Source organism: Streptococcus cristatus (genome assembly GCF_003943505.1).
Lineage (GTDB): Bacteria > Bacillota > Bacilli > Lactobacillales > Streptococcaceae > Streptococcus > Streptococcus cristatus_E.
The window spans coordinates 66,857-85,775 of the sequence record NZ_RJPS01000009.1; the positions used below are offsets into that span (position 1 = coordinate 66,857).

At 41.5% G+C, this 18,919-nt stretch carries 33 protein-coding genes; all 33 read left to right on the top strand.

The window, feature by feature from the left end:
• Positions 1 to 131 precede the first annotated feature (131 nt).
• The 33 genes from tgt (at position 132) to D8792_RS08655 (ending at position 18,502) form a co-directional block, all read left to right on the top strand.
• The gene (tgt, locus tag D8792_RS08495) at positions 132 to 1,274 is read left to right on the top strand and encodes a tRNA guanosine(34) transglycosylase Tgt (protein ID WP_125373680.1); all 1,143 of its coding nucleotides are present in this window, start codon (positions 132 to 134) and stop codon (positions 1,272 to 1,274) included.
• Between the two features lie 24 nt (positions 1,275 to 1,298).
• Complete coding sequence (locus D8792_RS08500) at positions 1,299 to 1,937, top strand: uridine kinase family protein (RefSeq protein WP_125373681.1); 639 nt, start codon at positions 1,299 to 1,301, stop codon at positions 1,935 to 1,937.
• A 375-nt stretch (positions 1,938 to 2,312) separates the two neighbouring features.
• A complete protein-coding gene (gene rpsJ / locus D8792_RS08505; RefSeq protein WP_005591304.1) occupies positions 2,313 to 2,621 on the top strand; it encodes a 30S ribosomal protein S10 in 309 nt (102 codons plus the stop codon).
• A 79-nt stretch (positions 2,622 to 2,700) separates the two neighbouring features.
• The gene (rplC, locus tag D8792_RS08510) at positions 2,701 to 3,327 is read left to right on the top strand and encodes a 50S ribosomal protein L3 (RefSeq protein ID WP_125373682.1); all 627 of its coding nucleotides are present in this window, start codon (positions 2,701 to 2,703) and stop codon (positions 3,325 to 3,327) included.
• Between the two features lie 24 nt (positions 3,328 to 3,351).
• Positions 3,352 to 3,975, top strand: coding sequence for a 50S ribosomal protein L4 (gene rplD / locus D8792_RS08515; RefSeq protein WP_005591302.1), 624 nt, complete (start codon positions 3,352 to 3,354; stop codon positions 3,973 to 3,975).
• Positions 3,975 to 4,274: a 50S ribosomal protein L23 gene (locus tag D8792_RS08520; protein ID WP_005591301.1), complete on the top strand. Its 300-nt coding sequence runs from the start codon at positions 3,975 to 3,977 to the stop codon at positions 4,272 to 4,274. Before rplD ends, D8792_RS08520 begins: the two co-directional genes overlap by 1 nt.
• Positions 4,275 to 4,291: 17 nt before the next feature.
• Positions 4,292 to 5,125: a 50S ribosomal protein L2 gene (gene rplB / locus D8792_RS08525; protein WP_002894482.1), complete on the top strand. Its 834-nt coding sequence runs from the start codon at positions 4,292 to 4,294 to the stop codon at positions 5,123 to 5,125.
• Between the two features lie 86 nt (positions 5,126 to 5,211).
• Positions 5,212 to 5,493 carry a 30S ribosomal protein S19 gene (rpsS, locus tag D8792_RS08530; protein ID WP_000533766.1) on the top strand — a complete coding sequence of 94 codons (282 nt, stop codon included), beginning with the start codon at positions 5,212 to 5,214 and terminating at the stop codon, positions 5,491 to 5,493.
• Between the two features lie 11 nt (positions 5,494 to 5,504).
• Entirely contained in the window at positions 5,505 to 5,849 is a 345-nt protein-coding gene (gene rplV, locus D8792_RS08535; RefSeq protein WP_005591300.1) for a 50S ribosomal protein L22, read from the top strand.
• A 12-nt stretch (positions 5,850 to 5,861) separates the two neighbouring features.
• Positions 5,862 to 6,515 carry a 30S ribosomal protein S3 gene (rpsC, locus tag D8792_RS08540; RefSeq protein WP_005591299.1) on the top strand — a complete coding sequence of 218 codons (654 nt, stop codon included), beginning with the start codon at positions 5,862 to 5,864 and terminating at the stop codon, positions 6,513 to 6,515.
• Positions 6,516 to 6,518: 3 nt separating this feature from the next.
• Positions 6,519 to 6,932: a 50S ribosomal protein L16 gene (gene rplP / locus D8792_RS08545; protein ID WP_005591298.1), complete on the top strand. Its 414-nt coding sequence runs from the start codon at positions 6,519 to 6,521 to the stop codon at positions 6,930 to 6,932.
• A 9-nt stretch (positions 6,933 to 6,941) separates the two neighbouring features.
• Complete coding sequence (rpmC, locus tag D8792_RS08550) at positions 6,942 to 7,148, top strand: 50S ribosomal protein L29 (protein ID WP_005591297.1); 207 nt, start codon at positions 6,942 to 6,944, stop codon at positions 7,146 to 7,148.
• Positions 7,149 to 7,175: 27 nt separating this feature from the next.
• On the top strand, positions 7,176 to 7,436 hold the full coding sequence (rpsQ, locus tag D8792_RS08555; RefSeq protein ID WP_002885836.1) for a 30S ribosomal protein S17: 261 nt from the start codon (positions 7,176 to 7,178) through the stop codon (positions 7,434 to 7,436).
• A gap of 25 nt (positions 7,437 to 7,461) precedes the next feature.
• A complete protein-coding gene (rplN, locus tag D8792_RS08560) occupies positions 7,462 to 7,830 on the top strand; it encodes a 50S ribosomal protein L14 (RefSeq protein WP_002894494.1) in 369 nt (122 codons plus the stop codon).
• A gap of 78 nt (positions 7,831 to 7,908) precedes the next feature.
• Positions 7,909 to 8,214 (top strand): 50S ribosomal protein L24, encoded by a 306-nt coding sequence (gene rplX, locus D8792_RS08565; RefSeq protein ID WP_125373683.1) that lies wholly within the window; start codon positions 7,909 to 7,911, stop codon positions 8,212 to 8,214.
• Positions 8,215 to 8,237: 23 nt separating this feature from the next.
• The gene (gene rplE / locus D8792_RS08570) at positions 8,238 to 8,780 is read left to right on the top strand and encodes a 50S ribosomal protein L5 (RefSeq protein WP_005591294.1); all 543 of its coding nucleotides are present in this window, start codon (positions 8,238 to 8,240) and stop codon (positions 8,778 to 8,780) included.
• A 17-nt stretch (positions 8,781 to 8,797) separates the two neighbouring features.
• Positions 8,798 to 8,983 carry a type Z 30S ribosomal protein S14 gene (locus tag D8792_RS08575; RefSeq protein ID WP_001085697.1) on the top strand — a complete coding sequence of 62 codons (186 nt, stop codon included), beginning with the start codon at positions 8,798 to 8,800 and terminating at the stop codon, positions 8,981 to 8,983.
• Between the two features lie 213 nt (positions 8,984 to 9,196).
• A complete protein-coding gene (rpsH, locus tag D8792_RS08580) occupies positions 9,197 to 9,595 on the top strand; it encodes a 30S ribosomal protein S8 (protein WP_002899666.1) in 399 nt (132 codons plus the stop codon).
• A 198-nt stretch (positions 9,596 to 9,793) separates the two neighbouring features.
• Positions 9,794 to 9,973 (top strand): hypothetical protein, encoded by a 180-nt coding sequence (locus D8792_RS08585; protein ID WP_000648250.1) that lies wholly within the window; start codon positions 9,794 to 9,796, stop codon positions 9,971 to 9,973.
• Positions 9,974 to 10,036: 63 nt separating this feature from the next.
• On the top strand, positions 10,037 to 10,573 hold the full coding sequence (gene rplF / locus D8792_RS08590; RefSeq protein ID WP_062201683.1) for a 50S ribosomal protein L6: 537 nt from the start codon (positions 10,037 to 10,039) through the stop codon (positions 10,571 to 10,573).
• A gap of 85 nt (positions 10,574 to 10,658) precedes the next feature.
• A complete protein-coding gene (gene rplR, locus D8792_RS08595; protein WP_005592009.1) occupies positions 10,659 to 11,015 on the top strand; it encodes a 50S ribosomal protein L18 in 357 nt (118 codons plus the stop codon).
• Between the two features lie 18 nt (positions 11,016 to 11,033).
• Positions 11,034 to 11,528 (top strand): 30S ribosomal protein S5, encoded by a 495-nt coding sequence (rpsE, locus tag D8792_RS08600; protein WP_005591292.1) that lies wholly within the window; start codon positions 11,034 to 11,036, stop codon positions 11,526 to 11,528.
• A 13-nt stretch (positions 11,529 to 11,541) separates the two neighbouring features.
• Positions 11,542 to 11,724 carry a 50S ribosomal protein L30 gene (gene rpmD / locus D8792_RS08605; RefSeq protein ID WP_002894509.1) on the top strand — a complete coding sequence of 61 codons (183 nt, stop codon included), beginning with the start codon at positions 11,542 to 11,544 and terminating at the stop codon, positions 11,722 to 11,724.
• A 151-nt stretch (positions 11,725 to 11,875) separates the two neighbouring features.
• Positions 11,876 to 12,316, top strand: coding sequence for a 50S ribosomal protein L15 (rplO, locus tag D8792_RS08610; protein WP_037617756.1), 441 nt, complete (start codon positions 11,876 to 11,878; stop codon positions 12,314 to 12,316).
• Between the two features lie 12 nt (positions 12,317 to 12,328).
• Complete coding sequence (gene secY / locus D8792_RS08615; protein WP_125373684.1) at positions 12,329 to 13,639, top strand: preprotein translocase subunit SecY; 1,311 nt, start codon at positions 12,329 to 12,331, stop codon at positions 13,637 to 13,639.
• Positions 13,640 to 13,734: 95 nt separating this feature from the next.
• Complete coding sequence (locus D8792_RS08620) at positions 13,735 to 14,373, top strand: adenylate kinase (protein ID WP_125373685.1); 639 nt, start codon at positions 13,735 to 13,737, stop codon at positions 14,371 to 14,373.
• 116 nt (positions 14,374 to 14,489) lie between these two features.
• A complete protein-coding gene (gene infA / locus D8792_RS08625) occupies positions 14,490 to 14,708 on the top strand; it encodes a translation initiation factor IF-1 (protein WP_001029883.1) in 219 nt (72 codons plus the stop codon).
• Between the two features lie 24 nt (positions 14,709 to 14,732).
• Complete coding sequence (rpmJ, locus tag D8792_RS08630) at positions 14,733 to 14,849, top strand: 50S ribosomal protein L36 (RefSeq protein ID WP_001808836.1); 117 nt, start codon at positions 14,733 to 14,735, stop codon at positions 14,847 to 14,849.
• A gap of 17 nt (positions 14,850 to 14,866) precedes the next feature.
• Positions 14,867 to 15,232 (top strand): 30S ribosomal protein S13, encoded by a 366-nt coding sequence (gene rpsM / locus D8792_RS08635; RefSeq protein WP_005591288.1) that lies wholly within the window; start codon positions 14,867 to 14,869, stop codon positions 15,230 to 15,232.
• A 19-nt stretch (positions 15,233 to 15,251) separates the two neighbouring features.
• Positions 15,252 to 15,635, top strand: coding sequence for a 30S ribosomal protein S11 (rpsK, locus tag D8792_RS08640; protein ID WP_001118385.1), 384 nt, complete (start codon positions 15,252 to 15,254; stop codon positions 15,633 to 15,635).
• A 45-nt stretch (positions 15,636 to 15,680) separates the two neighbouring features.
• Positions 15,681 to 16,619, top strand: a complete 939-nt coding sequence (locus D8792_RS08645) for a DNA-directed RNA polymerase subunit alpha (RefSeq protein ID WP_015604257.1) — start codon at positions 15,681 to 15,683, stop codon at positions 16,617 to 16,619.
• Between the two features lie 11 nt (positions 16,620 to 16,630).
• Positions 16,631 to 17,017: a 50S ribosomal protein L17 gene (gene rplQ, locus D8792_RS08650; protein WP_005591286.1), complete on the top strand. Its 387-nt coding sequence runs from the start codon at positions 16,631 to 16,633 to the stop codon at positions 17,015 to 17,017.
• Positions 17,018 to 17,230: 213 nt separating this feature from the next.
• The gene (locus D8792_RS08655; RefSeq protein ID WP_125373686.1) at positions 17,231 to 18,502 is read left to right on the top strand and encodes a glutamate-cysteine ligase family protein; all 1,272 of its coding nucleotides are present in this window, start codon (positions 17,231 to 17,233) and stop codon (positions 18,500 to 18,502) included.
• Positions 18,503 to 18,919: the final 417 nt, after the last annotated feature.

The window sequence follows — 18,919 nt, forward strand, 5'->3', positions numbered from 1 at the left end:
TGATTTTTATTATACCACACATCGTGACAGACAAGACTTTTTTTGGTAAAATCATACGGTATCTTATGAGCGCTTGTCGCTCATTTTATAGAAGAAAATAGCTGGGACTGTCTTTCCCAGTAGGAGGAAACATGTCAGATTCACCGATTCAGTATCGTTTGATCAAAAAAGAAAAGCACACAGGTGCTCGTTTGGGCGAGATTATCACGCCCCACGGAACTTTCCCAACGCCTATGTTTATGCCGGTCGGCACTCAGGCTACGGTCAAGACTCAGTCGCCAGAAGAGCTCAAGCAAATGGGTTCGGGTATCATCTTGGCCAATACCTACCACCTCTGGTTGCGGCCGGGTGATGAGCTGATTGCCCGTGCAGGTGGCCTACACAAGTTCATGAACTGGGACCAGCCTATTCTGACCGATAGTGGTGGTTTTCAGGTTTATTCTCTAGCGGATAGCCGCAACATCACAGAAGAAGGAGTGACTTTCAAAAACCACCTCAACGGCTCCAAAATGTTCCTGTCGCCAGAAAAGGCCATCTCGATCCAGAACAATCTAGGTAGCGACATCATGATGTCCTTTGATGAGTGCCCACAGTTCTACCAGCCTTATGACTATGTCAAGAAGTCTATTGAGCGGACTAGCCGTTGGGCGGAGCGTGGACTCAAGGCCCACACTCGGCCACACGACCAAGGTCTCTTTGGGATTGTTCAGGGTGCTGGCTTTGAAGATTTGCGTCGCCAATCTGCTCAAGACTTGGTCAGCATGGATTTCCCAGGCTACTCTATCGGAGGTCTGGCTGTTGGCGAGTCTCACGAAGAGATGAATGCAGTGCTGGACTTCACAACGCCCTTGCTGCCTGAAAACAAACCTCGCTATCTCATGGGAGTTGGAGCGCCAGATAGCTTGATTGACGGTGTTATTCGTGGCGTTGATATGTTTGACTGCGTTCTGCCGACTCGGATTGCCCGAAACGGCACCTGCATGACCAGCGAAGGTCGTCTGGTTGTCAAAAATGCCCAGTTTGAGGAAGATTTCACTCCGTTGGATCACGACTGTGACTGCTACACATGTAGCAACTACACGCGGGCTTATATCCGCCACTTGCTCAAGGCTGATGAAACCTTTGGGCTCCGCCTGACCAGTTATCACAACCTCTACTTCTTAGTAAACCTTATGAAGAAAGTTCGCCAAGCTATTATGGATGATAACTTGTTAGAATTCCGTGAAGATTTTGTCGAGCGCTACGGCTACAACCGCTCCAAGAGAAATTTCTAAGAATCTTCATTGAAGGGAAGAAGTATGTCTGATGAAGGAAAATTGTTGGAAAGCTTGGTAGACTATCTGTCGGATGGTCAAAAGCACACTCTACGTATTTACGGTCATGGTGCTTCGGGTAAGTCAACCTTTGCTCGAAAACTCCAGCTAGCCTTGGGTGAGGAACGAACCAATCTTTTGGAAACAGATCCTTATGTAATTACTGGGGAGTATAGAGATTTGCTTAGCTCTAAGGATTTTCCTCATCAAAAAGTAACGGCTTGTATCCCAGCCGTTCATGAACTGAGTAGTCTGGAGCGTGATATTTGTGCTTTGCAGTCTGGTCTGGATATTCTGACCATTGGAAAAGCTTGGTCACCGAGTTTGCGTTTGTCAGCTCGAAAGCCGATTTTAATAGTAGAAGGCATGTCAGCAGCTTTTTTGCCTAAAAGCTTGTTTGATTTATCGATTTGCTTTTACACGGATGATCAAACTGAGTTAGAACGCCGCTTGGCGCGGGATGTAGCTGTGCGAGAACGTAGACCGGAGTGGATAGAGCAGACGCATTTAGATCGGAGAGAGCAATATCAGCACTTTTATCAGCCCTATCTAGCAGCTGCAGACCTTATCATATGCCAGACTAGCAATAGCTTTCGCATCGAAAAGGACAGCCCGTTGTTATAAAATAAAGTAGCTAAAAGCAAATTTTTCATTCTTAATCTCACTGATGTGCGTCAGTGAGCATTTTTATTCTTTGAGCAAAAACTCAAACGAATAGGTAGAATAATCTAAATTTTCTTCTATATAAATGATTACAAGAATTATAAGTCGCTTAGAAAACGCTTTTATAAAAAATTATCCTAAAAATCTTTAAAAACTTACTCAAATCCCTTGCAATGCTTGGTTCTTTGTGTTAAGATACTATGGTGCTGTGAAAAACAGCGTGTAGCTTTGATGCAAGAGGTTGCGACACGCTCGGTTGCATTGCCACGCAATCACCTGTCGGTTTTCTTGTGGAGCTAGCCTATTATCTTAAATAGACGAAAAAAGGAGAAAAAGATGGCAAACAAAAAAATCCGCATCCGTTTGAAAGCTTACGAACATCGTACACTTGACACAGCGGCTGCAAAAATCGTAGAAACTGCTGCACGTACAGGTGCTGAAGTTGCGGGTCCAATCCCACTTCCAACTGAACGTAGCCTCTACACAATCATTCGTGCGACTCACAAATATAAAGACTCTCGCGAACAATTTGAAATGCGTACTCACAAACGCTTGATCGACATCATCAACCCAACTCAAAAAACAGTTGACGCTTTGATGAAGTTGGACCTTCCAAGTGGTGTGAACGTAGAAATCAAACTTTAATCTAAAGCTTGATATCTTGAGCATAAAAAACGCTCGTTAAAAACTTTTTAGACAAAAATAGAAAAGGAAACATTTTCTCATGACAAAAGGAATCTTAGGGAAAAAAGTGGGAATGACTCAAATCTTCACTGAAGCTGGCGAATTAATCCCTGTAACTGTTGTTGAAGCAGCTCCAAACGTTGTTCTTCAAGTAAAAACAGTTGAAACAGACGGTTACAACGCAGTTCAAGTTGGTTTTGACGACCTTCGTGATGTATTGAGCAACAAACCTGCTAAAGGACATGTGGCGAAAGCTAACACGGCTCCTAAGCGCTTCATTCGTGAATTCAAAAACATTGAAGGCTTGGAAGTTGGTGCGGAAATCAAAGTTGATACATTCGAAGCTGGTGATGTTGTTGATGTAACAGGAACTTCAAAAGGTAAAGGTTTCCAAGGTGTAATCAAACGCCACGGCCAATCTCGTGGTCCAATGGCTCACGGTTCACGTTACCACCGTCGTCCTGGTTCAATGGGACCAGTTGCGCCAAACCGTGTTTTCAAAAACAAACACTTGGCTGGCCGTATGGGTGGCAACCGTGTAACGATTCAAAACCTTGAAATCGTACAAGTTGTTCCAGAGAAAAACGTTATCTTGATCAAAGGAAACGTACCTGGTGCTAAGAAATCTCTTATCACTATCAAATCAGCAGTTAAAGCTGGTAAATAATAAAGAAAGGGGAAATCAGTCACAATGGCAAACGTAAAATTATTTGACCAAACTGGTAAAGAAGCTGGTGAAGTAGTTCTTAACGACGCAATCTTTGGTATCGAACCAAACGAATCAGTTGTCTTCGACGTGATCATCAGCCAACGCGCTAGCCTCCGTCAAGGAACTCACGCTGTTAAAAACCGTTCTGCAGTATCAGGCGGCGGACGCAAACCATGGCGTCAAAAAGGAACTGGACGTGCTCGTCAAGGTTCTATCCGCTCTCCACAATGGCGTGGTGGTGGTATCGTCTTCGGTCCAACTCCTCGTTCATATGCCTACAAACTTCCACAAAAAGTTCGTAGATTGGCATTGAAATCAGTTTACTCTGAAAAAGTTGCTGAAAACAAATTCGTAGCTGTAGACAGCCTTTCATTTACAGCTCCAAAAACTGCTGAGTTTGCAAAAGTGCTTGCAGCATTGAGCATTGACACAAAAGTACTTGTTATTCTTGAAGAAGGAAATGAATTTGCTGCACTTTCAGCACGTAACCTTCCAAATGTTAAAGTTGCAACAGCAACAACAGCAAGTGTTCTTGATATCGCAAACAGCGACAAACTTCTTGTTACTCAAGCAGCTATCTCTAAAATTGAGGAGGTTCTTGCATAATGAATTTGTATGACGTTATCAAAAAGCCTGTCATCACTGAAAGCTCAATGGCTCAGCTTGAAGCAGGCAAATACGTATTTGAAGTAGACACTCGCGCTCACAAACTTTTGATCAAGCAAGCTGTTGAAGCTGCTTTTGAAGGAGTTAAAGTTGCTAATGTCAACACTATCAACGTAAAACCTAAAGCAAAACGCGTTGGACGTTACACTGGTTTTACTAACAAAACTAAAAAAGCTATCATCACTCTGACAGCAGATTCTAAAGCAATCGAGTTGTTCGGAGCTGCTGAAGCAGAATAATCTAAGGAGGAAATATCGTGGGAATTCGTGTTTATAAACCAACAACAAACGGTCGCCGTAATATGACTTCTTTGGATTTCGCTGAAATCACTACTAGCACTCCAGAAAAATCTTTGCTCGTTTCTCTTAAGAGCAAAGCTGGTCGTAACAACAACGGACGCATCACTGTTCGTCACCAAGGTGGCGGTCACAAACGTCACTACCGTTTGATTGACTTCAAACGTAACAAAGATGCTGTTGAAGCAGTAGTTAAAACTATCGAGTACGATCCAAACCGTTCAGCAAACATCGCTTTGGTTCACTATACTGACGGTGTGAAGGCATACATCATCGCTCCTAAAGGTCTTGAAGTAGGTCAACGTATCGTTTCAGGTCCTGAAGCAGATATCAAGGTCGGTAACGCACTTCCACTTGCTAACATCCCAGTTGGTACTTTGGTTCACAACATTGAGTTGAAGCCAGGTCGTGGTGGTGAATTGGTTCGTGCCGCTGGAGCTTCTGCTCAAGTATTGGGTCAAGAAGGTAAATACACTCTTGTTCGTCTTCAATCAGGCGAAGTTCGTATGATCCTTGGTACTTGCCGTGCTACAGTTGGTGTTGTCGGAAACGAACAACATGGACTTGTAAACCTTGGTAAAGCAGGTCGTAGCCGTTGGAAAGGTATCCGTCCAACAGTTCGCGGTTCTGTAATGAACCCTAACGATCACCCACACGGTGGTGGTGAAGGTAAAGCACCAGTTGGTCGTAAAGCGCCATCTACTCCATGGGGCAAACCTGCTCTTGGTCTTAAAACTCGTAACAAGAAAGCGAAATCTGACAAACTTATCGTTCGTCGTCGCAACGAGAAATAATCTAAAACAATCTATCCGCCAGCTCGGTAGCGCTGCCTAGCAGCGCAGGCCGCTGTGGTACTTATTTTAAAGGAGAAAATATAAAAATGGGACGCAGTCTTAAAAAAGGACCTTTCGTCGATGAGCATTTGATGAAAAAAGTTGAAGCTCAAGCTAACGACGAAAAGAAAAAAGTTATCAAAACTTGGTCACGTCGTTCAACGATCTTCCCAAGTTTCATCGGTTACACAATCGCAGTCTATGACGGACGTAAACACGTACCTGTTTACATCCAAGAAGACATGGTAGGTCACAAGCTTGGTGAATTTGCACCAACTCGTACTTACAAAGGTCACGCTGCAGACGACAAGAAAACACGTAGAAAATAAGGAGAACATAAATGGCAGAAATTACTTCAGCTAAAGCAATGGCTCGTACAGTGCGTGTTTCACCTCGTAAAACTCGTCTAGTTCTTGACAATATCCGTGGTAAAAACGTCGCTGACGCAATCGCAATCTTGAAATTCACTCCAAACAAAGCTGCTGGCATTATCGAAAAAGTATTGATCTCTGCAATCGCTAATGCTGAAAACAACTTTGGTTTGGAAAAAGCTAACTTGGTAGTATCTGAAGCTTTCGCAAACGAAGGACCAACTATGAAACGTTTCCGTCCACGTGCTAAAGGTTCAGCTTCACCAATCAACAAACGCACAAGCCACATCACTGTGGTAGTTGCAGAAAAATAAGGAGGTAACATCGTGGGTCAAAAAGTACATCCAATTGGTATGCGTGTCGGCATCATCCGTGATTGGGATGCCAAATGGTATGCTGAAAAAGAATACGCGGATTACCTTCATGAAGATCTTGCAATCCGTAAATTCGTTCAAAAAGAATTGGCTGACGCAGCTGTTTCAACTATTGAAATCGAACGCGCAGTAAACAAAGTTAACGTTTCACTTCACACTGCTAAACCAGGTATGGTTATCGGTAAAGGTGGAGCTAACGTTGATGCACTTCGTGCAAAACTTAACAAATTGACTGGAAAACAAGTACACATCAACATCATCGAGATCAAATCTCCAGATTTGGATGCTCACCTTGTTGGTGAAGGAATTGCTCGTCAATTGGAGCAACGTGTTGCTTTCCGTCGTGCTCAAAAACAAGCAATCCAACGTGCAATGCGTGCAGGAGCTAAAGGAATCAAAACTCAAGTATCAGGTCGTTTGAACGGTGCAGATATCGCTCGTAGCGAAGGATACTCTGAAGGAACTGTTCCACTTCACACCCTTCGTGCGGATATCGATTACGCTTGGGAAGAAGCTGATACTACTTACGGTAAACTTGGTGTTAAAGTATGGATCTACCGTGGAGAAGTTCTTCCAGCTCGTAAAAACACTAAAGGAGGTAAATAACCAATGTTAGTACCTAAACGTGTTAAACACCGTCGCGAATTCCGCGGAAAAATGCGTGGTGAAGCTAAAGGTGGTAAAGAAGTAACTTTTGGAGAATATGGTCTTCAAGCAACTACTAGCCACTGGATCACTAACCGTCAAATCGAAGCTGCCCGTATCGCTATGACTCGTTACATGAAACGTGGTGGTAAAGTTTGGATCAAAATCTTCCCACACAAATCATACACTGCAAAAGCAATCGGTGTACGGATGGGATCTGGTAAAGGGGCTCCAGAAGGTTGGGTAGCACCAGTTAAACGTGGTAAAGTGATGTTTGAAATCGCTGGCGTATCGGAAGAAATCGCTCGTGAAGCTCTTCGTCTTGCAAGCCACAAATTGCCAGTTAAATGTAAATTCGTAAAGCGTGAAGCAGAATAAGGAGAAAGCATGAAACTTAAAGAAATTCAAGATTTTGTTAAAGAACTTCGTGGTCTTTCTCAAGAAGAACTCGCGAAGCGTGAAAATGAATTGAAGAAAGAATTGTTTGACCTTCGTTTCCAAGCCGCTACTGGTCAATTGGAGCAGACAGCGCGTTTGAAAGAAGTGAAAAAACAAATCGCACGTATCAAAACTGTTCAATCAGAAGTTAAATAATAGACTTGGGAAAGGAGAAATTCTAAAATGGAACGTAATCAACGTAAAACCCTTGTCGGACGCGTCGTTTCTGACAAGATGGATAAGACAATCACAGTTGTAGTTGAAACAAAACGTAACCACCCAGTCTATGGTAAGCGTATTAACTACTCTAAGAAGTACAAAGCACATGATGAAAACAATGTTGCCAAAGAAGGCGATATCGTTCGTATCATGGAAACTCGTCCGCTTTCAGCTACAAAACGCTTCCGTCTTGTAGAAGTTGTTGAAGAAGCGGTTATCATCTAATCAAACCAGAAAGGAGAAAACTTAAATGATTCAAACAGAAACTCGTTTGAAAGTTGCTGACAACAGCGGTGCTCGCGAAATCCTGACAATCAAAGTTCTTGGTGGTTCAGGACGTAAGTTCGCCAACATCGGTGATGTCATCGTTGCATCTGTAAAACAAGCTACTCCTGGTGGTGCGGTTAAAAAAGGTGACGTTGTAAAAGCGGTTATCGTTCGTACTAAATCAGGTGCTCGTCGTAAGGATGGTTCATACATCAAATTCGACGAAAACGCTGCAGTCATCATCCGTGAAGACAAAACTCCTCGCGGAACTCGTATCTTCGGCCCAGTTGCTCGCGAATTGCGTGACGGCGGCTTCATGAAGATCGTATCATTGGCTCCAGAAGTACTTTAATCTAAAAATCAAACAAGTCCCCTGGAAGTTTTCCAGGGTGCCCTCATGGGCGTAAGAAATTAAAGGAGAAACCTAATAATGTTTGTGAAAAAAGGCGACAAAGTTCGCGTAATTGCTGGTAAGGACAAGGGTGTTGAAGCACTTGTTGTTGCAGCTCTTCCAAAAGTAAACAAAGTAGTTGTTGAAGGTGTTAATCTTGTTAAGAAACACCAAAAACCAAATAGTGAAAACCCTCAAGGTGCTATCGTAGAAAAAGAAGCACCAATCCATGCGTCAAACGTTCAAGTTCTTGACAAAAATGGTGTTGCAGGACGCGTTGGTTACAAGTTTGAAGACGGCAAAAAAGTTCGTTACAACAAGAAATCAGGCGAAGTGCTTGACTAATCACGAAGGAAAGGAGAAGTATAATGGCAAATCGTTTAAAAGAAAAATATCTTAATGAAGTAGTACCTGCTTTGACTGAAAAGTTCAACTACTCATCTGTTATGGCTGTGCCAAAAGTGGATAAAATCGTTTTGAACATGGGTGTCGGTGACGCTGTATCAAACGCTAAAAACCTTGAAAAAGCTGCTGAAGAATTGGCTCTTATCTCAGGTCAAAAACCACTTATCACTAAAGCTAAAAAATCAATCGCCGGCTTCCGTCTTCGTGAAGGTGTAGCGATCGGTGCTAAAGTAACCCTTCGTGGCGAACGTATGTATGAGTTCTTGGATAAATTGGTTACTGTATCACTCCCACGTGTGCGTGACTTCCATGGTGTTCCAACAAAATCATTTGATGGACGCGGAAACTACACTCTTGGTGTGAAAGAGCAATTGATCTTCCCAGAAATCAACTTTGATGACGTTGATAAGACTCGCGGTCTTGATATCGTTATCGTAACAACTGCTAACACTGACGAAGAGTCACGTGCATTGCTTACAGGCCTTGGAATGCCTTTTGCAAAATAATATAGGAGGTAAAACAAATGGCTAAAAAATCAATGATTGCTAAGAACAAACGCCCAGCGAAGTTCTCTACGCAAGCTTATACTCGTTGTGAAAAATGTGGCCGTCCACATTCAGTTTACCGCAAGTTTAAACTTTGCCGTGTTTGCTTCCGTGAATTAGCATACAAAGGACAAATCCCTGGCGTTACCAAAGCATCTTGGTAACATCATGATACAAAGAGCGTAACAACCACAGCAAAAATAGGAAATTTGGTGAAGGAGCGATGCTCCAAAACAAATTTATCTTTTTTGCCCAGGTTGTAGCTCGTGTTCAAATAAGAGTGTTCTCATTTGAATGTGTCAATACTATCTGAGCCCAGCTCAATCATTAACTAGCAAGTGCAGCTTGCAAACTACTAGTAAGAGGAGAAATATAAAATGGTTATGACTGACCCAATTGCAGACTTTTTGACTCGTATCCGTAACGCTAACCAAGCGAATCACGAAGTACTTGAAGTACCTGCATCAAATATCAAAAAAGGGATTGCTGAAATCCTGAAGCGTGAAGGTTTTGTAAAAAACGTTGAAATCATCGAAGATGACAAACAAGGCATTATCCGTGTCTTCCTTAAGTACGGACAAAATGGTGAAAAAGTTATCACTGGTTTGAAACGTGTTTCAAAACCAGGTCTACGTGTTTACAAGAAGCGCGAAGATCTTCCAAAAGTCTTGAACGGACTTGGAATTGCTATCCTTTCAACATCTGAAGGTTTGCTGACTGATAAAGAAGCACGCCAAAAGAACGTTGGTGGAGAAGTTATCGCTTACGTTTGGTAATTGATGATGTGAGAGCGTTAAAAGAATGCAGTGAAAATAGGAAGTTTGTAGCAGGAGCGATGCTCCAAGACAAACTTATCTTTTTCACCAAATTCTTAGCTCGAACTCAAATCAAGATACAAAGCTCGTTAGAGTGTGTTCAATTTAGCTGATTTACTGATTAGCTAAATAGAGAGTAAATTAGTTTAGGAGAAAAAGATGAAAGCTACTGAATTGAATGAAAAACTTATTGTTGCAGAAGACGCTTTGGCTGAATTGTCAAAAGATGACCTTGTATCTCTTTTATGTGAAATTGGTTATAGTCCTGCGGCTATTGATGTATTGACAGAATATCAGGAGTTTGTCAAAGCTTTTCGAAAGAAACTAGGTTTGCTCTAATCCGAATGCCCCCCGTGAAAACTGGTCGCTTGCGGCCTGACAATTTAACAGGAGAAAATAAACATGTCACGTATTGGTAATAAAGTTATCGTGTTGCCTGCTGGTGTTGAACTCACTAACAATGACAACGTTGTAACTCTAAAAGGACCTAAAGGAGAACTGACTCGTGAGTTCTCAAAAGATATTGAAATCCGTGTGGAAGGAACTGAAGTAACTCTTCACCGTCCAAACGATTCAAAAGAAATGAAAACTATCCACGGAACAACTCGTGCCCTTTTGAACAACATGGTTGTTGGTGTATCAGAAGGCTTCAAGAAAGAACTTGAAATGCGCGGGGTTGGTTACCGTGCTCAACTTCAAGGTAGCAAACTTGTACTTTCAGTTGGCAAATCTCATCCAGACGAAGTAGAAGCTCCTGAAGGAATTACTTTTGAACTTCCAAACCCAACGACTATCGTTATCAGCGGAATTTCAAAAGAAGCGGTTGGTCAAACAGCTGCTTATGTACGTAGCCTTCGTGCACCAGAACCTTACAAAGGTAAAGGTATCCGTTACGTTGGTGAATTCGTTCGCCGTAAAGAAGGTAAAACTGGTAAATAATCTTGATTGGCTGATGATTTCAGCCAGCCAGTTTATTTTCCGATTTTGTGCTGAGGCACGTCAATAATAATAAGAGGTGAAAATTGTGATTACGAAACCAGATAAAAATAAAGTCCGCCAAAAACGCCACCGTCGCGTTCGCGGAAAACTCTCTGGAACTGCTGATCGCCCACGTTTGAACGTATTCCGTTCTAATACAGGCATCTACGCTCAAGTGATTGATGACGTAGCGGGTGTAACGCTCGCAAGCGCTTCAACTCTTGACAAAGAAGTTTCAAAAGGAACTAAAACTGAACAAGCCGTTGTTGTAGGTAAACTCGTTGCAGAACGTGCAGTTGCTAAAGGTATTTCTGAAGTGGTGTTTGACCGCGGTGGATATCTCTATCACGGACGTGTAAAAGCTTTGGCTGATGCAGCTCGTGAAAACGGATTGAAATTCTAATAGGGAGGACACTAGAAAATGGCATTTAAAGACAATGCAGTTGAACTTGAAGAACGCTTAGTTGCAGTCAACCGTGTTACTAAAGTTGTTAAAGGTGGACGTCGTCTTCGTTTTGCAGCTCTTGTAGTAGTTGGTGACCGCAACGGTCGTGTTGGTTTCGGTACTGGTAAAGCTCAAGAAGTACCAGAAGCTATCCGTAAAGCAGTTGAAGATGCGAAGAAAAACTTGATCGAAGTTCCAATGGTTGGTACAACTATTCCTCACGAAGTTCTTTCAGAATTTGGTGGAGCGAAAGTATTGCTTAAGCCAGCTGTTGAAGGTTCTGGGGTTGCTGCTGGTGGTGCTGTTCGTGCCGTCATCGAATTGGCAGGTGTGGCAGATGTTACATCTAAATCACTTGGTTCAAACACTCCAATCAACATCGTTCGCGCAACTGTTGAAGGCTTGAAACAATTGAAACGCGCTGAAGAAGTTGCTGCCCTTCGTGGTATTTCAGTTTCTGACTTGGCTTAAGAAAGGGGAACTCATGGCTCAAATTAAAATTACTTTGACTAAGTCTCCAATCGGACGCATCCCGTCACAACGTAAAACTGTTGTAGCACTTGGACTTGGCAAATTGAACAGCTCAGTTATCAAAGAAGACAATCCAGCGGTACGCGGTATGATCACTGCTGTATCTCACTTGGTAACTGTTGAAGAAGTTAAGTAAGCCTTAGCTGAAAAACTTTTATTAAGATACATTAGGGGATTTGAGAATTTTCTCAGCCCCTAAAACTAAATATATGTATAGGCGAGTTTGTATCAGAGACACCTTTTCTCTGGTACGAGCGCTAGCATTTTACAAAAGAGGAGAAAAAATAATGAAACTTCATGAATTACAACCTGCTGCAGGTTCACGTAAAGTTCGCAACCGTGTTGGTCGCGGTACTTCATCAGGTAACGGTAAAACTTCTGGTCGCGGTCAAAAAGGTCAAAAAGCACGTAGCGGTGGCGGTGTTCGTCTTGGTTTTGAAGGTGGACAAACTCCATTGTTCCGTCGTGTACCAAAACGTGGTTTCTTGAATGTAAACCGTAAAGAATACGCGATTGTTAATCTTGACCAATTAAATATCTTTGAAGATGGTGCAGAAGTAACTCCAGTTGTTCTCATCGAAGCAGGTATTGTAAAAGCTGAAAAATCTGGTGTTAAGATTCTTGGTAACGGAGAATTGACTAAGAAGTTGACTGTTAAAGCAGCTAAATTCTCTAAATCAGCTGAAGAAGCTATCACTGCTAAAGGTGGTTCAGTCGAAGTCATCTAAGAGAGGTGACCTATGTTTTTCAAGCTATTAAAAGACGCACTTAAAATAAAACAAGTACGGTCTAAGATTTTGTTCACCTTGTTCATTATCTTAGTTTTCCGTATTGGTACAACCATAACTGTTCCAGGAATTAATGCCAAAGCTTTGAGCAGTTTAAGCGATTTACCTTTCTTAAACATGCTTAGCTTGGTTTCAGGGAATGCCATGCGTAACTTCTCTGTTTTTGCTCTCGGAGTTAGCCCTTACATCACGGCTTCGATCGTGGTTCAGCTCTTACAAATGGATTTGCTTCCAAAATTTGTAGAGTGGGGCAAGCAAGGGGAAGTCGGACGGAGAAAGCTTAATCAAGCAACTCGCTATATTTCCCTGGTATTGGCCTTTGTCCAATCCATCGGGATTACAGCTGGATTTGCGACTTTGTCAAGAACTAAACTAGTAGCTAATCCAAATTGGCAAACCTATCTTTTGATTGGTGCCCTCCTCACGACAGGTTCAGTTATTGTGACTTGGTTAGGAGAGCAAATTACAGATAAGGGTTATGGTAATGGTGTATCCATGATTATCTTTGCAGGGATTGTATCTGGTATTCCTGGTATGATCAAAGGGATCTATGAAGATTACTTTGTTAATATCCCGAGCGATCGACTCAATTCGTCTTTGATTTTCGTTGGGATTTTAATTGTTGCTGTTCTGGTGATTATCTATTTCACAACCTTTGTGCAACAAGCTGAGTACAAAATTCCAATTCAATATACGAAGATTGCTCAAGGTGCCCCTTCAAGTTCTTACCTACCGTTAAAAGTGAATCCTGCTGGTGTTATCCCAGTTATCTTTGCAAGTTCGATTACAGCTGCTCCAGCAGCCATCTTCCAGTTTGTAAGTGCTATGGGCTATAACGCATCCTGGGTTCGGACGGCACAGGCGCTTCTGGCGACTACAACCATCAGTGGTATGTTTACCTATGCTCTCTTGATTATTCTCTTTACTTTCTTTTATACATTTGTACAAATTAATCCTGAAAAGACAGCAGAGAATTTACAAAAGAGTGGAGCCTACATCCCAGGTGTTCGTCCAGGTAAGGGAACGGAAGAATATATGTCTAAATTGCTTCGCCGCTTGGCGACAGTTGGCTCACTATTCCTAGGGATTATCACAATCATTCCGATCCTAGCCAAAGATCTTTTCGGTCTGACCGATGCAGTTGCTCTTGGAGGAACTAGTCTTCTTATCATCATTTCAACAGGTATTGAAGGAATGAAACAGTTGGAAGGTTATCTTCTGAAACGTAAGTATGTCGGATTTATGGATACTACAACAGAATAGAAATAGGTTGACTTAGTCAACCTTCTATTTTGTTTTTAAAAAAGTTTATTAAGTGTTTTAATAGATTGCTTTAAAAACAAAAAAGGAGACAAAACATGAATCTTTTGATTATGGGCTTGCCAGGCGCAGGCAAGGGAACACAAGCAGCCAAAATTGTGGAACAATTCCACGTGGCACATATTTCAACTGGGGATATGTTCCGTGCTGCTATGGCAAATGAAACAGAAATGGGTGTTTTAGCGAAATCCTACATTTCTAAAGGCGAGTTGGTGCCAGATGAAGTGACAAACGGAATTGTGAAAGAGCGCTTGGCACAAGATGATATTAAAGAAACTGGTTTCTTGTTGGACGGTTATCCACGGACAATTGATCAAGCTCACGCCTTGGATCAAATCCTTGCAGATCTGGGTATCCAACTTGACGCAGTTATCAATATCGAAGTAAATCCAGATAGTTTGTTAGAACGTTTGAGTGGACGGATTATCCACCGCGAAACAGGGGAAACCTTCCACAAAATTTTCAACCCACCAGTGGATTACAAAGAAGAAGATTACTATCAACGTGAAGACGACAAACCTGAAACAGTAAAGCGTCGTTTGGATGTTAATATCGCTCAAGGCCAACCAATTATTGATCATTACCGCGCTCAAGGACTCGTTCACGACATTCAGGGCAATCAAGAGATTGAGGCAGTCTTCTCAGATATCGAAAAAGTCTTGTCAAATTTAAAATAAAAGCGTTTTTCCCACTTGCAATATTTGACAAGTAGTGATACAATGAGTTAGTCTGACTTATAATTGTTACCTCTGTGCTCAGAGGAATCTATCGAAATTTAGGGAGGTGCTTTTGCGTGGCAAAAGACGATGTGATTGAAGTCGAAGGCAAAGTAGTTGATACGATGCCGAACGCAATGTTTACGGTTGAACTTGAAAATGGACATCAGATTTTAGCAACAGTTTCTGGTAAAATTCGTAAAAACTATATTCGTATTTTAGCGGGAGATCGTGTTACTGTCGAGATGAGTCCTTATGATTTGACACGTGGACGGATCACTTACCGCTTTAAATAATCGAAAAACTTGGAGGGATAAGAAATGAAAGTAAGACCATCGGTCAAACCAATTTGCGAATACTGTAAAGTTATTCGTCGTAATGGCCGTGTTATGGTAATTTGCCCAGCAAATCCAAAACACAAACAACGTCAAGGATAAGATAGAAAGGAGAAAACATGGCTCGTATTGCTGGAGTTGACATTCCAAATGACAAACGTGTAGTCGTTTCACTTACTTACGTGTATGGTATCGGACTTCCAACTTCTAAGAAGATTTTGGCTGCTGCTGGAATCTCAGAAGACATCCGTGTCAAAGATTTGACATCAGATCAAGAAGACGCAATCCGTCGCGAAGTGGATGCAATCAAGGTTGAAGGTGACCTTCGTCGTGAAGTAAACCTTAACATCAAACGTTTGATGGAAATCGGTTCATACCGTGGTATCCGTCACCGTCGTGGACTTCCTGTCCGTGGACAAAACACTAAAAACAATGCTCGTACTCGTAAAGGTAAAGCCGTTGCGATTGCAGGTAAGAAAAAATAATATAAGGAGGTAAAAAGTCTTGGCTAAACCAACACGTAAACGTCGTGTGAAGAAAAATATCGAATCTGGTATTGCACATATTCACGCTACATTTAATAACACTATTGTTATGATTACTGATGTGCATGGTAACGCGATTGCTTGGTCATCTGCTGGTGCTCTTGGTTTCAAAGGTTCTCGTAAATCTACACCATTTGCTGCCCAAATGGCATCTGAAGCAGCTGCTAAGTCTGCACAAGAACACGGTCTTAAATCAGTTGAAGTTACAGTTAAAGGTCCAGGTTCTGGTCGTGAGTCAGCTATTCGTGCACTTGCTGCAGCTGGTCTGGAAGTAACTGCTATTCGTGATGTGACTCCTGTGCCACACAATGGTGCTCGTCCTCCAAAACGTCGCCGTGTATAATCATCAACAATTACACTGCTTTTCGTTTAAGAGGGAGTTAACTAAATGATTGAGTTTGAAAAACCAAATATAACAAAAATTGATGAAAATAAAAATTATGGCAAGTTTGTAGTTGAACCGTTAGAACGCGGTTATGGTACAACGCTTGGAAATTCACTTCGTCGTGTACTTCTCGCCTCACTTCCAGGTGCAGCAGTGACTTCTATCAACATTGATGGAGTATTGCACGAATTTGATACGATTTCTGGGGTCCGTGAAGATGTGATGCAGATTATTCTGAACATCAAAGGGATTGCTGTAAAATCTTACGTCCAAGACGAAAAGATGATTGAATTGGATGTTGAAGGTCCTGCAGAAGTAACTGCTGGAGATATTTTGACAGACAGTGATATCGAAATTGTAAACCCTGATCATTATCTCTTTACAATCAGTGAAGGTGCTCGCTTTAAAGCGAAAATGGCTGTGAATAGCGGTCGTGGATATGTACCAGCTGACGAAAATAAAAAAGATGATGCACCAGTAGGCACACTTGCGGTAGATTCTATCTATACGCCTGTGACAAAAGTAAATTACCAGGTTGAACCAGCTCGTGTTGGTAGCAACGATGGTTTTGATAAACTTACCCTTGAAATTTTAACGAATGGAACGATTATTCCCGAAGACGCTTTGGGACTATCAGCTCGTATCCTGACAGAGCATCTGAACCTCTTTACAGATTTAACAGAAGTTGCTATTTCAACTGATGTGATGAAGGAAGCAGAAAAATCTTCAGATGATCGCATTTTGGAACGTACAATTGAAGAATTGGATCTATCAGTTCGTTCATACAACTGTCTGAAACGCGCAGGAATTAATACTGTCTTTGATTTGACAGAAAAATCAGAGCCTGAAATGATGAAAGTTCGTAACTTGGGCCGCAAGAGTCTTGAAGAAGTTAAAGTTAAACTTGCTGACCTTGGTCTTGGGTTAAGAAACGATAAATAAAGGAGGAATACATGGCTTACCGTAAACTAGGACGCACTAGCTCACAACGTAAAGCAATGCTTCGTGATTTGACTACTGACTTGATTATCAATGAATCAATCGTAACAACTGAAGCTCGTGCTAAAGAAATCCGTAAAACAGTTGAAAAAATGATTACTCTTGGTAAACGTGGTGACTTGCATGCTCGTCGTCAAGCAGCAGCTTTTGTACGTAACGAAATTGCATCAGAAAACTACAATGAAGAGACTAACAAATATACTACAACCACAGCTCTTCAAAAATTATTCTCTGAATTGGCACCTCGCTATGCTGAGCGCAATGGTGGATACACTCGTATTCTTAAGACTGAACCACGCCGTGGGGATGCTGCGCCAATGGCAATTATTGAATTAGTATAATTTTTATCAATTTTGTTGAGTGTTATGATGATGGAGTTCTTATACTCTTAGTCTAGCTCTGGTCTACCGCTAGGATTTTTCCTAGCGGGAACACTCATCATCATGATGAAAGGGTAGACGCTTGTTTACGAAATTGCTTTTAGTGAAAAACAATTTCGTAAGCAGGCGTTTTTGAATGGGAAAAGAAAAACTTTCTTGAGGGAAGGAGAAGAAATGCAAGATTCGATTGCTATTTTGAAAGAACGTTATTTGGCAAATATAAAAGAAAATCCAGACTTATACATTGGGATTGAGTTAGAATTTCCGATTGTGAATCTTCAGGGAGGAGCGACAGATACTCGTGTAACAAAGGAGCTGTTAGTAAGGCTAAATTCAGACTATGGCTTTATCGTAGAAAGAAGGGATTCAGAGGGCAATCCTATCCAATTAAAAGCTTCAGATAGCGAAGATCGGATACTTTTTGAAGTGTCTTATAATATTTTAGAATTTGCATTTGAAAAAGCGAAAACGATTCAGGAAGTCGAAAGACGCTTTAATCATTACTTAGACAACATTCAAAAGTTTTTGCGCAAAAATCATCATGAACTCCAGGGACATGGTTTACATCCATTCTGGAAGGAGAATGATAATGGTCCTGTTAAATATCCCCGCTATCAAATGTTAATGCAATATCTAACTTTGAGTGAAAAAATTGGAGGAGATTTCTTCCATCGTCATCCTGATTATGGTAGCTATATCTGTGGGAGCCAGGTACAGTTAGATGTTTCACAGGCAAATTTCATACAGGTAATTAACACCTTTAATCAAATCGAGGCTGCCAAAGCTTATCTTTTTGCCAATTCAGAATTACTTACAGAAGATTTCAACACTAGAATCTCGAGAGACCGCTTCTGGGAAGAGTCCATGCATGGCTTGTTAGTAGAAAATGTCGGTGTTAATCCCCATGATTTCAAAGACGAGGAAGATTTTTTCAATTATTTAAATCATACAGCCATTTTCAATGTTGAGCGAGAGGGTGACACCTATTATTTCCCTCCTATCGTAGCTGGAGAGTATCTAAAGCAAGAGCAAATCAAGGGATACAATTTAAGTGGCAAGGAAAGTCTGATTATCCCCCATGCAGATGATTTTTGTAATCACAGAAGCTACCAGTACCAAGATTTGACAACGCGGGGAACGATCGAATTTAGGAGTACTTGTGCTCAGCCTATCGAGAGGACCTTTGCACCAGCAGCTTTTCATTTGGGATTGTTGGCTAATCTTGAGGAAGTGACCGCTTATCTTAAAGATTGTGATTTCTTCAAATTAGAGGGGCGTAACTATAAAAGGCTGCGCAGAAAGTATTCGCAAATCGAGTTAACACAAGCGGATCAAGACTCTATTCAATCATTTGCATCCGATCTCCTTCAATTAGCTGTTAAAGGTCTGGAGAAACGAAAAGAAGGGGAAGGGTGCTACTTGTTACCGCTTATGAATGAGAGATAAAGTAATTTCTTTTTAACCTCTAATAGAAAGCTGAAGTAAATTTCTTTATGTGATTGATTGGACTGTGTATTATACTAGTTTGAGTATATTTGAATGAATTTAATTGTAGCTAGAGCATTAAGCGACTTTAGCAGCACGGTGATATAGAGAATAAGGGAGAGGTAAGAGGGAGATGTTACCTTTCCCTTTTAGTTATTGATTTATCAGTGATTTTGATGGTGGTAGGAAATAAATTTGTAAAAAAGATAAAAAAATTCAAAAAAAGTGTTGACAAGTGAATGGATAGGTGATATACTGATATAGTTGTCGCTTGAGAGAGCGATAAAGACCTTTGAAAACTGAACAAGACGAACCAATGTGCAGGGCGCTACAACACAAGTTGTAGTACTGAACAAAGAAAAAAACAATAAATCTGTC

What these genes read in the sequence shown, in the direction of transcription:
- rpmJ (WP_001808836.1), top strand. Translation starts at nt 14,733, where the DNA reads ATGAAAGTAAGACCATCGGTCAAACCAATTTGCGAATACTGTAAAGTT.
- rpsQ (WP_002885836.1), top strand. Translation starts at nt 7,176, where the DNA reads ATGGAACGTAATCAACGTAAAACCCTTGTCGGACGCGTCGTTTCTGAC.
- secY (WP_125373684.1), top strand. Translation starts at nt 12,329, where the DNA reads ATGTTTTTCAAGCTATTAAAAGACGCACTTAAAATAAAACAAGTACGG.
- rplP (WP_005591298.1), top strand. Translation starts at nt 6,519, where the DNA reads ATGTTAGTACCTAAACGTGTTAAACACCGTCGCGAATTCCGCGGAAAA.
- rplN (WP_002894494.1), top strand. Translation starts at nt 7,462, where the DNA reads ATGATTCAAACAGAAACTCGTTTGAAAGTTGCTGACAACAGCGGTGCT.
- D8792_RS08575 (WP_001085697.1), top strand. Translation starts at nt 8,798, where the DNA reads ATGGCTAAAAAATCAATGATTGCTAAGAACAAACGCCCAGCGAAGTTC.
- rpmC (WP_005591297.1), top strand. Translation starts at nt 6,942, where the DNA reads ATGAAACTTAAAGAAATTCAAGATTTTGTTAAAGAACTTCGTGGTCTT.
- rplO (WP_037617756.1), top strand. Translation starts at nt 11,876, where the DNA reads ATGAAACTTCATGAATTACAACCTGCTGCAGGTTCACGTAAAGTTCGC.
- rpsH (WP_002899666.1), top strand. Translation starts at nt 9,197, where the DNA reads ATGGTTATGACTGACCCAATTGCAGACTTTTTGACTCGTATCCGTAAC.
- rpsM (WP_005591288.1), top strand. Translation starts at nt 14,867, where the DNA reads ATGGCTCGTATTGCTGGAGTTGACATTCCAAATGACAAACGTGTAGTC.
- rplD (WP_005591302.1), top strand. Translation starts at nt 3,352, where the DNA reads ATGGCAAACGTAAAATTATTTGACCAAACTGGTAAAGAAGCTGGTGAA.
- D8792_RS08520 (WP_005591301.1), top strand. Translation starts at nt 3,975, where the DNA reads ATGAATTTGTATGACGTTATCAAAAAGCCTGTCATCACTGAAAGCTCA.
- D8792_RS08620 (WP_125373685.1), top strand. Translation starts at nt 13,735, where the DNA reads ATGAATCTTTTGATTATGGGCTTGCCAGGCGCAGGCAAGGGAACACAA.
- D8792_RS08500 (WP_125373681.1), top strand. Translation starts at nt 1,299, where the DNA reads ATGTCTGATGAAGGAAAATTGTTGGAAAGCTTGGTAGACTATCTGTCG.
- tgt (WP_125373680.1), top strand. Translation starts at nt 132, where the DNA reads ATGTCAGATTCACCGATTCAGTATCGTTTGATCAAAAAAGAAAAGCAC.
- rplE (WP_005591294.1), top strand. Translation starts at nt 8,238, where the DNA reads ATGGCAAATCGTTTAAAAGAAAAATATCTTAATGAAGTAGTACCTGCT.
- rpsJ (WP_005591304.1), top strand. Translation starts at nt 2,313, where the DNA reads ATGGCAAACAAAAAAATCCGCATCCGTTTGAAAGCTTACGAACATCGT.
- D8792_RS08585 (WP_000648250.1), top strand. Translation starts at nt 9,794, where the DNA reads ATGAAAGCTACTGAATTGAATGAAAAACTTATTGTTGCAGAAGACGCT.
- D8792_RS08645 (WP_015604257.1), top strand. Translation starts at nt 15,681, where the DNA reads ATGATTGAGTTTGAAAAACCAAATATAACAAAAATTGATGAAAATAAA.
- rplQ (WP_005591286.1), top strand. Translation starts at nt 16,631, where the DNA reads ATGGCTTACCGTAAACTAGGACGCACTAGCTCACAACGTAAAGCAATG.
- rplX (WP_125373683.1), top strand. Translation starts at nt 7,909, where the DNA reads ATGTTTGTGAAAAAAGGCGACAAAGTTCGCGTAATTGCTGGTAAGGAC.
- rpmD (WP_002894509.1), top strand. Translation starts at nt 11,542, where the DNA reads ATGGCTCAAATTAAAATTACTTTGACTAAGTCTCCAATCGGACGCATC.
- rplC (WP_125373682.1), top strand. Translation starts at nt 2,701, where the DNA reads ATGACAAAAGGAATCTTAGGGAAAAAAGTGGGAATGACTCAAATCTTC.
- rplF (WP_062201683.1), top strand. Translation starts at nt 10,037, where the DNA reads ATGTCACGTATTGGTAATAAAGTTATCGTGTTGCCTGCTGGTGTTGAA.
- rplV (WP_005591300.1), top strand. Translation starts at nt 5,505, where the DNA reads ATGGCAGAAATTACTTCAGCTAAAGCAATGGCTCGTACAGTGCGTGTT.
- rpsE (WP_005591292.1), top strand. Translation starts at nt 11,034, where the DNA reads ATGGCATTTAAAGACAATGCAGTTGAACTTGAAGAACGCTTAGTTGCA.
- D8792_RS08655 (WP_125373686.1), top strand. Translation starts at nt 17,231, where the DNA reads ATGCAAGATTCGATTGCTATTTTGAAAGAACGTTATTTGGCAAATATA.
- rpsS (WP_000533766.1), top strand. Translation starts at nt 5,212, where the DNA reads ATGGGACGCAGTCTTAAAAAAGGACCTTTCGTCGATGAGCATTTGATG.